The sequence below is a fragment of the Microbulbifer sp. VAAF005 genome (assembly GCF_030012985.1).
GTDB lineage: Bacteria > Pseudomonadota > Gammaproteobacteria > Pseudomonadales > Cellvibrionaceae > Microbulbifer.
Genome location: NZ_CP120233.1, coordinates 3,405,001 through 3,420,356, shown reverse-complemented (window position 1 = coordinate 3,420,356; position 15,356 = coordinate 3,405,001). Strand labels below are relative to the sequence as shown.

The window sequence follows — 15,356 nt, the reverse complement described above, 5'->3', positions numbered from 1 at the left end:
TTAGCTCACCAAGTGGCGCAGTAGATAACCAACGGCGAGAGCCAAGGCCGCTGCTCCACTGCCAAATATCAGAGTTTTTAGGCCCGCCATTAGCAAGTGATGGGAAAACACCAGACCTTTGCACAAACCAATCGCAAAAAATGTGCAAACCGATAGGACGGCGCTTGCATAAAATTGTTCAGCGGGGTTAAGGCTGTGGAATAGGTAGGGCAACAAGGGAATAGCACCTACACACAAAAAAGCGGCGAAGGTTATCAGTGCCGCCCCCAGAGGCTTATGCTCTGCACTACTTATACCGTACTCTTCCGCCAGCATTGTCTCTATCCACAACTTTTGGTTCGTGGTGATAGTAGCAACAATGTTATCCAGAACTTCACCTCGAAATCCCTTTCGATAGAAAATCTGCCTGATCTCTTCCCGTTCTCCCTCGGGAATTAAAGCAATATGCTGACGCTCTGTACGCATAGCCGCGGCCCGTTGCTCGCGCTCCACACTGGCAGCCTCATAATTACTTACTGCCATGCTAAAGCCATCCGCAATAAGATTGGCAAAGCCCATCACAAGCACAACCGCTTCAGAAAAACCTGCACCAAAAGCACCTGCAACAATAGCAAAGGTAGTAACGCAGCCATCTATCGCCCCCAAAACAAAATCAGAGAGCCACTGTGATTGTGGACGACTCCGCAGGCGCGCCTCAATACGCTCTGGTCGATGCTCCTCAATCAGGGCTTCCCGGCTTTCTTGTACGCGTTTGGAGTTTTGCCGGTCCATAATCCGGCGAGCTACTGTAAAAATCGCTGCATAACATAAGCATCTCGCAACCTTCCCAAAGGATCAGTAAATGCTTTGTTAAGCGTCGTGATAATAGTGAAGCCCAGCTCGGTATAAAGGGAAATTGCGGTCTCATTGTCACTGGGAACGTAGTTGAACTGCATTTCCAAATAGCCGGCGTCCTGGGCCCTGGCGATTGCATGCTGGATCAATGCACGATCTACATCGCGATCGCGCACATTTGTGTGCACCAGAAAGTTAGCTGTCGCGACATGGCTATGAATACCTGGAAAATTAACTCCTAGTTTATACACCCCCAGCAAGTGAGGTAACTCTTCGGCAACATAAGTCTGTAAGTCGTCATTAAGCCATTGAGCAGAAAATATTTCTCGACTGATCTTATTCGAGAAAGGCAGATCCCCTCTGTTTCTCACAACAAAAAAGAGGCTCCACATGCCTTCAAGGTCACTCTCTATAGCCTGCCGAATATCCATAGAAATCCATATCTCAGATGTCTTGCTGCACTTGCCTAACGCACAATAAAGCTCCCCCGATCCACACCGGTATTTCCAGTCATGGGATCATAGGCATATAGCACAATTTCATAAACACCTGGTAAATCCGTCGCAAAGGGCGCACTAAAGGTATTCATAGCCTCCTGTATCTCCAGCGGCACTTGAGCAAATGATTTGCCATCTCTTTTAACCAATGCCACAACTTCAATCTTACTGCCATCCCAAAGACCACCATCGGTAAGAGAGCATCCGCACATCATTACCACATTAGCGCGAATCTCAAAGGGACTCTGGTCCAAACCTGTATAGAGATGGGTCTGTGGGCTAAGTAAATCTACCAACATCCCCGGAATTTCCACAATCAGCCCATCATCAGAAATAGGCTTTCCCGGAACCAGCCAAGTCTGTGTCTGCGCCATCACTCGAGCCTGTTTTTTAATATACGGTGCAAGAACTTCCACCGTCAGGAACACCGGCTCACTGATATTCAGTGTAGCGGTAAAATGTGCAGCGCCATCGGCGATAGATTGGAACCTCTCTCGGGGCGTTTTCATTATTTTGGTGGTATCACCGGTGCTCCCTTGGGTTAGCCCCTTGGCAAGAATTTCCCCTGAATCTGCATCGCGAATAATAACCATGGCACCACCGATGGAGGAGCCAATAAACTTGGCATCCATGGCCTTGGCGCGGATAGTAATATTGGTGGGCGTGCCCTCAGAGAGAGCTTTAGCGCAAATCGGCATTGTGACTATTTGCGCAATCAAGAGGCATAGGTAAAAAATAATATTTTTCATTTATATTTCTACTAAATTTAAATAATTCTGAAAATAACTATAATTCTCTTAACCTTGCAAATGCAACTCTATAGTTCTTTTTAATCCCTCAGAGAGGTTTACTCTTCCCTTCACCGGCAAAAATTAAAGCAAGTGATTTTTACATCTCACATTACAATAATGCATAGGTATTAGTTACCAGCCAAATACATGCCACATTAGTAAACAGGGCCGTACGCATGCTAAAACTGGCCACCAAACTAACGAAAAAAGTGGTTTTAACCCTGGCCGCAGCATCTGGCGCTTACGCCCTAATTTCTTATATATACAACACCCAATTTCCTCAATCAGTAACCTTCAGTAGGAACCCGGCCTCAAGACGATCAACAAAAAATCTAGATTATCTAAAAAACAAAGAAACGATAAAAATTCTTATTGTGACTGGAGGTGGTGTCCGCGGCCTCATCCCCTTATATGTACTAAAGCATATCGAGAAACATTCTAAAAAGCCCATTAATGAGGTATTTGATATTTTCACAGGTGTTTCTACTGGAGCAGTTATTGTAACCGGAATTAATATACCGGGTAATGCTATACCTAATCATTTTGGTGAAAAAATATCCCATTTAGACTATTTAATAAATATATACAAGAGTGTAACTGGCTACCTATTCAAGTCTCCGTGGTACCACATAGTATTAACAGGTGCGGGGCTTTTTTCACCCTCTTACTTTGGAAAACGTTTGCATGAAATCATGGAAAAGTACTACACAAAGGAATTAAATTTTACCGACCTAGATAATTACGTGATCATCCCCGCTCTCAATATTGAAAGCGGGGAAGTATGTCTATTTAAAAATAGAGGGGAAAATGTATACAACTTACCGACAAACAGTCTTTATCAGTTAATGACAGCGGCAGCAAGTGCAGAAACCGCATTCCCCCCTGTGGCATTTGAAGAAATGAATGCCAACTTTCAGTCATCCCACTTAGATATCGCAGCGCCACAAGAAAATATTTTTGGCAGTGTATTTGCTGATGCAGCAATCGCCCTAAACAATCCAGCTAGCTTGATATTAAGGGATATTATTCAAGACTTTCCCGATAAGAAATATTATGTTCTGGTCTTGTGCTCAGGTTACCCAAGATTATTGAGCTCGAGTATGAAATATCACTCTTTAAGGAAATGGGGACGTATTCACTGGGCCCGTGATGCCATGGCTAATATTCAAAGATCAATGGACAAAAATCAACTTTATATGCTGGAAGTTGCTAAAATCATTTCAGAGAAAGGACGAATTGAATACGATTTTCTAAACGTTGATATCAATAAACCTTTTGTAGGAATATTTGACCACGACTTATTACATCATCTTAAGAATTACTCTAACAAGCTCATTAAGGACAACGAGAAAAGCCTGGCAAAGATAATTAAACACCTACATGATTTAGACTAGACATAATATAGATTTTATTGCGTACTACGCTCTCAAAGTAGCATGATCAGATTTTTAAAATCTTCTGCTCTTCGCAAGGAGTAAAGGTAAAAAATTAGCCGGACTATGCCCGGCTAATTTAATAGAATCAACAGGATTACTTAAGACTGTTTAACTGTTTCCACCCAAGAGGCTACGCGGCTCTCCAATACAGGCACTGGCAAAGCACCGCCACCCAGTACGGTATCGTGGAATCCGCGAATATCGAATTTATCACCCAACTGATCTTCAGCCTGCTTACGCAGCTCCTGAATCTTCAGCATACCGATCTTGTAAGCGGTCGCCTGGCCCGGCCACGCCAGGTAACGACGCACTTCGGAACGAACTGCAGTCTCGGGAATTGCGGAGTTTTGCAGGAAATACTCCACCGCTTGCTCTTCACTCCAGCCTTTGGCGTGCAAGCCGGTATCAACAACGAGGCGAATGGCTCGCCACATTTCAGCCGTCAGGTGGCCAAACAGGTTATAGGGATCTTCGAAGGCCCCCATTTCTTTAGCAAGCTTCTCAGAGTACAGCGCCCAGCCCTCTACATAGACAGTAAAGTGAGCTTGAGTGCGGAACTGCGGGATACCTTCCAATTCCTGAGCAATTGAGATCTGCATATGGTGACCGGGGTTACCTTCGTGGTAGGCCACAGTTTCCATATCAGTCGTGGAATAGGCACTCATATCGGACAGGTGCGCATAGTAAATACCCGGGCGGGAACCGTCGGGTGTGCCGGGGTAGTAATGCTGGGCACCGCCATCCTGCTCACGGAAGGACTCAACCCGCTTTACGACCAACTCAGCTTTCGGCAAAAGGCCAAAGTATTCCGGCAATTTATTGGTAATGTTGTCCAGGAACGCGGTTGAGTCATCCAGGTAGCCCTGGCGACCTTCATCGGTATTCGGGTAGTAGAATTGACCATCTTCGCGAATAAACTTGAAGAAGTCCTGCAGGCTACCTTCGAAACCAACCTGCTTCTTGATAGTTTCCATCTCACCACGGATACGCGCCACTTCTTCCAGGCCAATATTGTGGATCTGGTCGGCAGTCAGGTCCGTAGTTGTGGTGTTGGCCAGGCGCTGATTGTAGTAAGCCATACCATTGGGCAAGCTACTAGCACCTTGAGGCTCTGCTGAGGCCTTCTGCATATCCGCTTTGAGCCAGGTAACCAGCCCTTGATATGCGGGGAAGAACTCAGTCTCTAATGCCTTGCGCGCTTCCGCAGTCAGCTTGTCTGCCTGCTTCTGATCAATAGTACCGGCTTCGAGCAGCTCAGCGATTTTCCCTTTGGCACCGGCCCACAGAGGTGCGTCTTCACCATCGGTAAACGGCGCGCCTTCAATCAATTTACTGGACTGGTCAATCGCACCCTCATAGGCAAAGCGCGGGGGGCGGATACCTTCTTTGGACGACAGCTTGGCGCGGTCAAGCAACTGGTTGATCGCGCGGGAGATACCACCGATACGGGTGATATACGCCTGCATATCTTCAACGTTGTCGACCTTGTGGAAGTTCAGCAGGAAGTTGGGCAACTGCGATTGTGCACCTCCCATCTGCTCAAAGATGTAGCCGTGACGGATAAACGGCGCAGCGGCCTTGGCCTGTTCAAACTGATAAATCCAGATATCGTAGGAGGTTTTCCCTTCCTGGGTCAGCTTGCTATAGTCGAAATTCTTCTTGAGCTCTTCAACACTTTTCTCTTGCCAAACCAAGCGGCGAGCCTCTGCGGCCTCACTCATATCGTCGATTTGGTCGTAGTGGTCTTTGCGACCCAGGTAGGACAGCTGAATCGGGCTGAACTGCAGCTGTTCCTCATAACGCTCATCCAGCCACTCAGTCAGGCGCTTGGTTTCGGCAACCGCATCTACAGTTACTGAGGCCTCGGCAACCGCATTTTGGGGCTTATCTGCGTTGGCTACAGCCTGGGTACTCTTGTCACCCTGACAGCCCGCAAGGATAGCGACAGCCAGCAGGCTGGGGATCAGTGGGTTGTTCAGCTTTATCGGCATCTTCCTATCTCGATCAAAAGTTGTACAAAAAAACGCCGCTAACTTTGACACGAATTCGGTGAGGTGTCGATTCATGCCCCCCAGAACGCCACATGTTTGCGTTGAGTTGAGGCAAATCGGAGATTTAGGACTAGGTGGGCCCAATACCTGGAGCAGGATATTGCCACAAGTGACTTCGCGGTAATGGACTAACGCCGGCTTGTGGCCCGGTCCACGATATGTAGCTCTCGCTGGGGAAAGGGTACCGTCAAGCCTTCTGCCTCCAGTGCAGGCTTAAGCTTTTGCATCAGGGACCAGTAAACATCCCAGTACTGGTCATTGGCAGCCCAAGCCCGCAATTGTAAATTGACCGCGCTGTCAGCAAGCGCCTTAACAGCGAAACTTGGCTCTGGCTCAGTGAGAATACGGGGTTCCTGTTCTACCAAGCGACGTAATACTGTTAGACCGCGATCGATGTCATCGCCATAGGCAATACTCGCCACAATCTCGATACGGCGAGTCTTATTGCGACTGAAATTGGTGAGCACTTGCCCCCAGATAGCACTGTTGGGTGCGGTAATACGCAGCCCATCCGTGGTATCCAGCTCCGTAGTAAATAGCCCTACCTCGCGAACAGTGCCCATTATGGTACCGAACTGAATCACATCCCCAACGCGGAACGGCCGCAATCCCAGCAATAGGAACCCCGAAGCAATATTTTGCAGGGTATCTTTCAACGCTAAGGCTACTGCCACACCAGTAGCGCCGAGTAGAGCAATTAAGCTGGTAGTGTTAATACCAAAGACATCCAATACCAGCAGTGCGCCAACAATATAGACCGCCCAGCTCGAAATACTGCGCAGTACCGGGCGCAAGGTAATATCAAACCGGTCCGGCATACGATCAACCGCTCGCCGAGCAAGATGGGCCACAAACAGCGTCACCAAAACTACCAGTAGTGCGGCTGCCAACTTTAAGGATAGTGCAGTTACTTGGGGCCAATACTCATTGAGCAAGCTATTAATATTCATCGACCCTCGAAAATAAATCCCTATTTTAAATTCAAGTCAAACCTAAGTTCTGCGCTTCATCGACACAACGCTGATGAGCCGGACAAGTTTCCAAGTGATCATTGACCATTCCTGTAGCCTGCATATGCGCGTACATAATGGTTGATCCCACAAAACTAAAACCCGCTTTCTTTAGCGCCTTACTCATCGCATCAGACTTTGCTGTAGTGGCCGGCACCTGCTTCATGGAGCGGGGGCGATTAACAATCACTCTTCCATCGGTGAACTGCCAGAGAAAATCCTTTAAGGATATACCGCGATCGCGCAACTCGAGGGTTGCCCGTGCATTCTTGATGGCCGATTCAACCTTGAGCCGGTTGCGAATAATTCCCGGGTTGAGAAGTAGTTTCTCTACCTTTTTAGGGGTATACCGAGCAATTTTTTCAGCATCAAAATTATTAAACAATTTACGGTAATTCTCCCGCTTATTGAGCACTGTAATCCAAGATAAGCCCGCCTGGGCCCCCTCCAACAACAAAAACTCAAACAGGGTTTGATCATCGGTAACCGGCCTACCCCACTCTTCATCGTGGTAACTTTGATAAAGCGGTGTAGACAGGCACCAATCACAACGCTTTTCTGCCATATTTATCTCTCAAATTAATGACTAGTTTGCGCCGGAAAAAAAGTAGTGCTGAATAATTTGTAAAACCAAAAGTAAAGCAACCAACCCAAAAATAATATTATTACGGTTCACTTCGACTCCAATAAATTGTTCTGTACTAACCAATCGCGACATTCGCACAACATAATATCCAAAGCCACACCCGATTGATATCCGAGTTCACGTTCAGCTTTCGCACTACTAGCAACGACTCTCCTCGTTACCAACGTGGCCTTTTCAGGAGTAATAACCGGCTCTTGCCCACTCACACGAGACCAGAGGTCGGAACACCAGGCGATAGATTGAATTAGGAATGCCGGCGTGGTGCGTTTTGGTACAGGTTTATGCAATAACTCAGCGATCTTTCCAAAGAATTCTAAAAAACTGGCATCCGTTCCGGCCAAGATATAATTTTCGCCGCACCGCCCCTTTTCAACCGCATCGATATGGGCTCGCGCTACTGCACCGGCATGGCAAAAAGAACCCCAGCCCGGTGGAACACCTGGTAATTGATTTTTCTCAATCAGAAAAAAGGTCTGCGCCCAGCTGGTGGTATCGTATTTACCCACAATTGCGCAAGGGTTAAGAAATACCGCATCCAGGCCCCGCTCAATTTCCTTGCGAACTGCAATTTCCTCTCTTTTTTTCGTGTACAGATAGTGATGATGAGGGTCATCTGCCAGCTTATCACTTTCTTCAGTAATTCTTTCCTTATGGTAGCCATAAGCAGAAATTGAGCTGGTCACCACCATACGCCCTACATTTTTCTCCCGGGCAACTTTGGCAATATTCGCCGCCCCCTCAACATTATCTTTCCATTGCTGGGCATTACCGCCGCGCCACATACTGGTATTAGCCGCCATATGGAAAAGCGCATCGACATTATCTGGGATTGCAGCTTGAAGGGACTGAGGGTCATTCAGAGAGGCCTCAACCAGGTTGACGCCCAGAGAGCGCAACATATCGGTATTGGAGGTGCGCCGATGCATGGCGGTAACTTTCCATCCATCACCAACCAATTGCTCTACCAAATTAGCGCCGAGAAAACCGGTTCCCCCGGTTACAAATGCGTGTTTCATAAATCCACCGGATGAGTTGTTATCGTTATTCATACCCAGTGATTAGCTCTATCGAAGCCACCTCCTTCCGGAAGGGCAGACCGGTTGGCGATACCACCACTCCGACAGAGTGGGCGGCACACTAACTTCACTAGTGACACCGCCCCAAAACTAAACCCTATCTACAATCGTCCTACCGGGAGTTTTTTTGATTGATCCCGCTATTACTTTTGTTGGGTTAGTTGAAAAGGCTACTCGATTTTCATGCCCAGCTGGTAGGCAAGGAAGCTCCACTGATTGGCGAAGTCTTCCACCTGCATCCATACCGGCTTGCCTGCACCGTGCCCAGCCCGAGTTTCCACGGCAAGCCAGACCGGTTTGTCACAGCCCTGATCTCTTTGTAGGGCTGCCGCAAATTTGTAGCTGTGCCAGGGAACCACTCGATCATCGCGATCGGCAGTGGTGATTAGCGTGGCCGGATAGCAGGTGCCCTCACGGGTGTTGTGGACCGGAGAATAGGCATGGAGCGCTTTGAACTCATCACGATTTTCACTAAGCCCATAATCGCTCGACCACTGCCGGGCATTAGCGGAAGCGGTGTGGTAACGCAGCATGTCCAGGACACCGACCACCGGTAATGCCGCTGCAAACAAGTCTGGGCGTTGTACCAACGTTGCCCCGGCCAATAGTCCACCATTGGAGCGACCACTGATAGCAAGCTTTTCAGGAGAGGTGACTTTCTCCTCGATCAGCCACTCAGCTGCAGCGATAAAATCATCGAAGACATTTTGCTTTTGCGTCTTGGTACCCGCCTGGTGCCAAGCATTGCCGTACTCGCTACCACCGCGCAAGTTGGCCAGCGCCAGGGTGCCGCCCATATCTAACCAACCGACAAAGCGGTTGTAGAAGCGCGGTAACTGAGCGGAGTTAAAACCACCATACCCATAAAGCAGCGTGGGGTTGGAGCCATCGCGCTTCATTCCCTTCTTATGCACCAGGAATAGGGGCACCCGGGTACCGTCCTTACTCTTATAGAAATGCTGGCTCACAGTCAGGTCGGAAAAATCTGCTGCATATTTTGGCTGCTTGAACAGTTTGGTTTCGCCAGTCTGTACATTCAGGTGATAGATACTCGGCGGGGTAATAAAATTAGAGAAAGCGTAGAAGGTCTCGACTTCATTCGGCTCACCATTAAACCCCTTCACTGAGCCCACCCCTGGCAGCTTCAGCTCGTACTGTTTCTTACCGTTAGTATCGCTCACCAGGACTCGCGATTTCGCATCCTCCAGATAATGAAGGACAAAGCGACCACCGATATAACTGGCACTCTGCAGGGCACTAGTCGTTTCCGGCACCAGATCGCGCCAGTGTTTGCGCTGCGGCTTATTCAGATCAATAGCGATTACACGGCCCAGCGGTGCTCCCGCACTGGTCTCAAAGTAAAAGGTGCTCCCTTTATTACCGAGATACTGGTATAGGCCATCCCAGTCATCCAAAAGCTTAACTACCTTGCCGCTTTCATCGCGTAAATCGCGATAGTAAAAGCCGTTCGAGTCATAACCGTCGAAGATACCAAACAGGAGATAGTTGCCATCATCACTCACCGACGCGCCCGGATTCCGGGTGGGATGATCAGTAATTTCATAGACCAGTTGATCACTCTCCTGGGCATCTCCCAGTCGGTGAAAATATACGGCTACCTGTTTGCTATCATCCGCCGTGCCATCTCTGTTAAACGGGTACCGGCTATAGTAAAAACCGGACTCATCCGGCGCCCAACTGGCATCACTAAACTTGATACCGGTCAGTTGTTCCTTCAGATCCTTGCCTGTCTTTAGGTCGCGAATACGATAGTCGGTCCAGTCAGTGCCACCATCCGAGATACCGTAAGCCAGATAGCGGCCCTTTGGACTGACTTTGAGGCGCTTGGCAGCAATAGTGCCATCTTCACTTAGGGTGCGTGGATCTAAAACCGTATCGCCCTCAGCAGACAGGCTAGAGGCCTTATAGAAAACATTCTGATCCCAATCACCGGTGTTGTAGCTGTAGTAATAGCTATCGCCCTTCTTGTACGGAACACCGTAGCGCTCGTAGCGCCATAGTTCTGCAAGCCGGTCATTGATTTTCTGCCACCCGGGCAGCTCCTTCAAACGCGGTAATGAATGGTCATTCTGTTTGGCCACCCAACTATTTACCTCATCAGTGGACATTTTTTCCATCCAGCGATAGGGGTCAGCCACCTTTTGACCAAAATATTCATCAATTTGAGCACCCGGCTTACTATCCGGATAGCTATCAGCTGCGTGAACACTCACCGCAGCAAGTGCACCGGCAACCAGTGCCACTAGCTGTCTCTTCATACCGTTATTCTCGGTTTCTCTACTGGGAACAGTCCGCTAATCTAGGCGATTTAGACGATCGGTTCCAGAGCAGCAGAGAGAAGTGAGATGAAAGGATTGATCCAAAGGGTAAGCCATGCCCAGGTTAATGTAGCGGGAGAGGCCGTTGGGGCCATAGATAAAGGTATCCTCCTGCTGCTAGGTATCGAAGCCCAGGACACTACTGATAGTGCAGATAAGCTGCTGCACAAAGTCCTGAATTACCGTATTTTTCCCGATGATAAAGGGCGTATGAATCTCAACCTCCAAAAGGCGGGAGGTGGGCTCCTGATTGTCAGTCAGTTCACACTAGTTGCCGAAACTGATAGAGGTTTACGCCCGAGCTTTAGTCGCGGCGCATCACCAGAATACGCGGAGGAGCTCTACAACTATTTCGTTAAAAGTTCCAAAGCCCAATTTACGCCAGTGGCCACTGGAATATTTGCAGCGGATATGCGGGTTTCACTAGTCAATGACGGCCCGGTAACTTTTATGCTGGAAACCTAGAGACCTTCCACAGGCTCTTTCTGTTGTTTCACCTAATCAGGAAAACTCTACTAGTTGGTTAGGTTGCTAACGACTAGAAAATATCGCTAAAAAATAGAGAGGCAAAAGGATGACTAAGAAGCCTATAGTAGTAAACAGTGATATCAAACTCGATCCACTCTTGGATAGTGACACAGAAATCATCTTTACCTTAATTGAAAATAACAGACCACTGCTAGAGAAATATCTCTATTGGGCAAAGCTCGTTATCGACATCCCAACCACAAAAAAATATATTAACGACAGAATATTCAGCAATAGCTTCGGAGCATTCTGGTACAAGATCCACTATTCAGACAAGGTAGTCGGAATCTTTGGTATCAAGGAAATTGACCTTAAAAAACAAAATGCAGAAATAGGATATTGGTTATGTAAAAGCTGCCATGGCAATGGAATCGTGACTCGAATCATAAATAAAATATCTAGCTACTTGAAAGATCTGCACGATATTCAAACGTTGAAAATTCACTGCTTATCTGAAAACAGGGCCAGCATAGCCGTAGCAGAACGCGTAGGTGGAGTGCATAGTGAAACTATTCCAAATTATTATTCGATTGATGGAATATTTCAGGACTTAAAAATCTACACAGTTCCTACCTGATTCATTATTTTAATTGTGGAGTTTAGGAATATTTATTTCTGAATATTTACTGGGCTCCACTCAATACCATCTGACCCTTGTCCCGCATTAAATATACGCTTAACTTTCCAAGTTGCGGTATCTATTTCAACAACTTTTCCGTCTCTCTGAGAACCGGCAAATAAAAACTTTCCGTCCGGAGAGAAAAATAGCGATGCTGGCTGTCTGGCCCCTGCGCTGCCGACATCAATCTCATGTAACTGTTTACGGGTCTTGGCGTCATACACGAGTATACGATTACCATTTAAGTCTGCTACAGCTACCACTTCGCCATCAGGGTGAAACCTAATTCGGATAGGCAGAAAACCAACATCTATCGTTTCTTTTTGCTTTAACGTCTCAGTATCAAAAATAAAGATATTTTCTGACTGATTATTTCCTATCCATAGCTCGCTATTATCGGGGCTTACCCACACCGCCTCCGGCCCGTCTCCTGCCGGTATTGTAGATTTCAACTCCATAGTCTCTGTATCAATTACACTGAACGTATCCGACCCCCGGCTAGTAACGTAGGCGGTCTTCAGATCAGGTGATAGTGCAAGCATATGGCTACCTACCTGATCAGTACGGGCAACGCCCAATACTTTTCCTTCAGCCACATCCACCTTTATCACGTCGCTGGTTTCTTCTGTCGTAACAATCACATTATTGCTATCGCCCAGCCAAGCGATACCGTGAGGGCCTTTGTGTGGACTGATATCAATTCTTTTCAGGCGCTTACCGCTCGCGATATCGAATACATTCAGCTCTTCTCCCACGTAGCCATCTTCAAGGTAAGAAACTACCACAACTTTAGATTTATCCGGCGACACTATTAATTCATGGGGCGAACCTCCAGTTTCCGGTTTCTTAACCTCTTGGCCGGAAGCCAGGTCAATAAAACTCACCGTGCCCTCATATTTATTTCCTACTACCAACGTCTGCGCCCTTAGCAATCCAGCAGCTAAAAGTACTAATGACATGGAAATTAAAAGTAGAACTCTCATTAGCAAGCCTCCCGGACGAATTTGTCGCTAATAGAATGCTTCCTTAACAGCACACCCCAGCCAGCTTTTTAGAACTGAAAAGTCAGTCCTGGTTATACACTGCAACACTGGATAATAGATCGTAAAAATGGAACTTTTTAGATGTTTTCTTCATTACAGGGATGTTACTAACAGAATTCTTGGATAGTACTGTGCATAACTTTTGGATAGAGGTCTGGAAGCCTTTAATTTCGTGCAATGAAATAATTCGATTAAAAAACCAACGAAAAAAGTGTCAGGTTACCCACTAAAAGTAGGATCAGAACGTTACTAACAGAAAGTCTGGATAGAGTTGTGCATAACTTTAATAAACGGGCTACAGGCCCCGTGGTTACAGGGGGTTACTGCAGAGACTAAAAAATCACCGATATTTTTACTGGCTAAATTTAATTTTTGGCGGGAGTGGCATGGGTACTTTTCTGGTTTTTACGCGAGTTATTTTTGTTGGATTATTTTTTATATAAGTGCTACGGAGGTCGGTAAAGACCTATTTTTATAGGCTTTTTAGGAGAGCGTCTGTTTAAGGTGCTCAGGTAGTTTTAGGTTTTTCTTTTTTTTAATTACTGACTGATTTTTTAAATAGAAAGTTGAGCATTAAAGTTTTTCAGAATTACTTTTATTTTTTCTATTTAATTTTTGCCAAGTACTTTCTGCTCTCTCTCTTCCCTTTCTTAGTTTTTTTATTTTTGTTTTTTAAAATATTTTTTCAGCCATAAAAAAAGGGCCACCCTGTTGGGTGGCCCTTTTCGGATTAGAAGCCTGACGATGACCTACTCTCACATGGGGAAGCCCCACACTACCATCGGCGATGTTGCGTTTCACTTCTGAGTTCGGCAAGGGATCAGGTGGTTCCACAACTCTATGGTCGTCAGGCAAACTGGCTTGGGTTGGCGTTGGTCTTATAAGCAAAGTGCTTGGCCTGCCGCGTTATCGCTGTTTGCCTCGGTCATATTATTGACCGGCGATAACCCCAAATAAGTCGGTAAAACAATCTGTAGTAATACACCGCAAGCGATCGTATGTCTCTAACTCACAATCCGCTAGCTTAGCTAGTCGTTAGTAACCATCTCTGTTGTATGGTCAAGCCGCACGGGCAATTAGTACTGGTTAGCTCAACGCCTCACAACGCTTCCACACCCAGCCTATCAACGTGGTAGTCTTCCACGGCCCTTCAGGAGGCTCAAGGCCTCAGGGAGATCTTATCTTGAAGGAGGCTTCCCGCTTAGATGCTTTCAGCGGTTATCCCGTCCGAACATAGCTACCCGGCAATGCCACTGGCGTGACAACCGGAACACCAGAGGTTCGTTCACTCCGGTCCTCTCGTACTAGGAGCAACTCTTCTCAAATCTCCAACGCCCACGGCAGATAGGGACCGAACTGTCTCACGACGTTCTAAACCCAGCTCGCGTACCACTTTAAATGGCGAACAGCCATACCCTTGGGACCGGCTTCAGCCCCAGGATGTGATGAGCCGACATCGAGGTGCCAAACACCGCCGTCGATGTGAACTCTTGGGCGGTATCAGCCTGTTATCCCCGGAGTACCTTTTATCCGTTGAGCGATGGCCCTTCCATACAGAACCACCGGATCACTATGACCTACTTTCGTACCTGCTCGACATGTCTGTCTCGCAGTCAAGCGCACTTATACCATTATGCTCATTGCATGATTTCCGACCATGCTGAGTGCACCTTCGTACTCCTCCGTTACTCTTTGGGAGGAGACCGCCCCAGTCAAACTACCCACCATACACTGTCCTCGATCCGGATAACGGACCAGAGTTAGAACCTCAAACATACCAGGGTGGTATTTCAAGGACGGCTCCACAACAACTAGCGTCATTGCTTCAAAGCCTCCCACCTATCCTACACAAATAGGCTCAAAGTTCAGTGCAAAGCTGTAGTAAAGGTTCACGGGGTCTTTCCGTCTAGCCGCGGGTACACTGCATCTTAACAGCGATTTCAATTTCACTGAGTCTCTGGTGGAGACAGCGTGGCCATCGTTACGCCATTCGTGCAGGTCGGAACTTACCCGACAAGGAATTTCGCTACCTTAGGACCGTTATAGTTACGGCCGCCGTTTACCGGGGCTTCGATCAAGAGCTTCGCCGAAGCTAACCCCATCAATTAACCTTCCGGCACCGGGCAGGCGTCACACCCTATACGTCCTCTTACGAGTTTGCAGAGTGCTATGTTTTTAATAAACAGTCGCAGCCACCTGGTCACTTCGACCGGCCTCAGCTTAGGGAGCAAGTCCCATCACCAAAACCGGCGTACCTTCTCCCGAAGTTACGGTACCATTTTGCCTAGTTCCTTCACCAGAGTTCTCTCAAGCGCCTTGGTATTCTCTACCTGACCACCTGTGTCGGTTTAGAGTACGATTCACTATTACCTGAAGCTTAGAAGTTTTTCCTGGAAGCAGGGCATCAACCACTTCACCCACTAAGTGGGCTTCGTCATCAGTTCTCAGCCTTAGGGACCCGGATTTGCCTAAGTCCCCAGCCTACA

The 15,356-nt window shown here is 47.4% G+C and carries 12 protein-coding genes and 2 rRNA genes (1 of these 14 running past the window's edge); 3 read left to right on the top strand and 11 right to left on the bottom strand.

Annotation, left to right across the window (positions count from 1 at the left end; all coding sequences use genetic code 11):
• From P0078_RS15370 to P0078_RS15360, 3 genes are read right to left on the bottom strand one after another with little or no spacing between them, the layout of a single operon-like run.
• Nucleotides 1-771: a VIT1/CCC1 transporter family protein gene (locus tag P0078_RS15370; RefSeq protein WP_282930806.1), complete on the bottom strand. Its 771-nt coding sequence runs from the start codon at nucleotides 769-771 to the stop codon at nucleotides 1-3.
• A gap of 11 nt (nucleotides 772-782) precedes the next feature.
• Nucleotides 783-1,265 (bottom strand): GNAT family N-acetyltransferase, encoded by a 483-nt coding sequence (locus tag P0078_RS15365; RefSeq protein ID WP_282930805.1) that lies wholly within the window; start codon nucleotides 1,263-1,265, stop codon nucleotides 783-785.
• A 35-nt stretch (nucleotides 1,266-1,300) separates the two neighbouring features.
• Complete coding sequence (locus P0078_RS15360; protein WP_282930804.1) at nucleotides 1,301-2,080, bottom strand: hypothetical protein; 780 nt, start codon at nucleotides 2,078-2,080, stop codon at nucleotides 1,301-1,303.
• Between the two features lie 218 nt (nucleotides 2,081-2,298).
• Between P0078_RS15360 and P0078_RS15355 the strand changes: the two genes are divergently transcribed.
• Nucleotides 2,299-3,516 carry a patatin-like phospholipase family protein gene (locus P0078_RS15355; RefSeq protein ID WP_282930803.1) on the top strand — a complete coding sequence of 406 codons (1,218 nt, stop codon included), beginning with the start codon at nucleotides 2,299-2,301 and terminating at the stop codon, nucleotides 3,514-3,516.
• A gap of 140 nt (nucleotides 3,517-3,656) precedes the next feature.
• On the opposite strand, the gene P0078_RS15350 is transcribed toward P0078_RS15355, so the two are convergent.
• The 5 genes from P0078_RS15350 to P0078_RS15330 form a co-directional block, all read right to left on the bottom strand.
• The gene (locus P0078_RS15350; RefSeq protein ID WP_282930802.1) at nucleotides 3,657-5,549 is read right to left on the bottom strand and encodes a DUF885 domain-containing protein; all 1,893 of its coding nucleotides are present in this window, start codon (nucleotides 5,547-5,549) and stop codon (nucleotides 3,657-3,659) included.
• 188 nt (nucleotides 5,550-5,737) lie between these two features.
• Nucleotides 5,738-6,559, bottom strand: coding sequence for a mechanosensitive ion channel family protein (locus P0078_RS15345; RefSeq protein WP_282930801.1), 822 nt, complete (start codon nucleotides 6,557-6,559; stop codon nucleotides 5,738-5,740).
• A gap of 31 nt (nucleotides 6,560-6,590) precedes the next feature.
• Nucleotides 6,591-7,184, bottom strand: a complete 594-nt coding sequence (locus P0078_RS15340; RefSeq protein WP_282930800.1) for a DNA-3-methyladenine glycosylase I — start codon at nucleotides 7,182-7,184, stop codon at nucleotides 6,591-6,593.
• Between the two features lie 107 nt (nucleotides 7,185-7,291).
• Entirely contained in the window at nucleotides 7,292-8,281 is a 990-nt protein-coding gene (locus P0078_RS15335; RefSeq protein ID WP_282930799.1) for an SDR family oxidoreductase, read from the bottom strand.
• Nucleotides 8,282-8,511: 230 nt separating this feature from the next.
• Nucleotides 8,512-10,620: a prolyl oligopeptidase family serine peptidase gene (locus P0078_RS15330; protein ID WP_282930798.1), complete on the bottom strand. Its 2,109-nt coding sequence runs from the start codon at nucleotides 10,618-10,620 to the stop codon at nucleotides 8,512-8,514.
• An 87-nt stretch (nucleotides 10,621-10,707) separates the two neighbouring features.
• Between P0078_RS15330 and dtd the strand changes: the two genes are divergently transcribed.
• Together dtd and P0078_RS15320 are read left to right on the top strand one after the other, a co-directional pair.
• A complete protein-coding gene (gene dtd, locus P0078_RS15325) occupies nucleotides 10,708-11,145 on the top strand; it encodes a D-aminoacyl-tRNA deacylase (protein WP_282930797.1) in 438 nt (145 codons plus the stop codon).
• Nucleotides 11,146-11,254: 109 nt separating this feature from the next.
• Nucleotides 11,255-11,785 (top strand): GNAT family N-acetyltransferase, encoded by a 531-nt coding sequence (locus P0078_RS15320; RefSeq protein WP_282930796.1) that lies wholly within the window; start codon nucleotides 11,255-11,257, stop codon nucleotides 11,783-11,785.
• Nucleotides 11,786-11,817: 32 nt separating this feature from the next.
• On the opposite strand, the gene P0078_RS15315 is transcribed toward P0078_RS15320, so the two are convergent.
• The 3 genes from P0078_RS15315 to P0078_RS15305 all read right to left on the bottom strand — a co-directional run.
• Nucleotides 11,818-12,810, bottom strand: coding sequence for a YncE family protein (locus tag P0078_RS15315; RefSeq protein WP_282930795.1), 993 nt, complete (start codon nucleotides 12,808-12,810; stop codon nucleotides 11,818-11,820).
• Between the two features lie 796 nt (nucleotides 12,811-13,606).
• Nucleotides 13,607-13,722: ribosomal RNA gene (rrf, locus tag P0078_RS15310) — 5S ribosomal RNA — on the bottom strand.
• 203 nt (nucleotides 13,723-13,925) lie between these two features.
• A 23S ribosomal RNA gene (locus P0078_RS15305) occupies nucleotides 13,926-15,356 on the bottom strand (it continues 1,451 nt past the right edge of the window).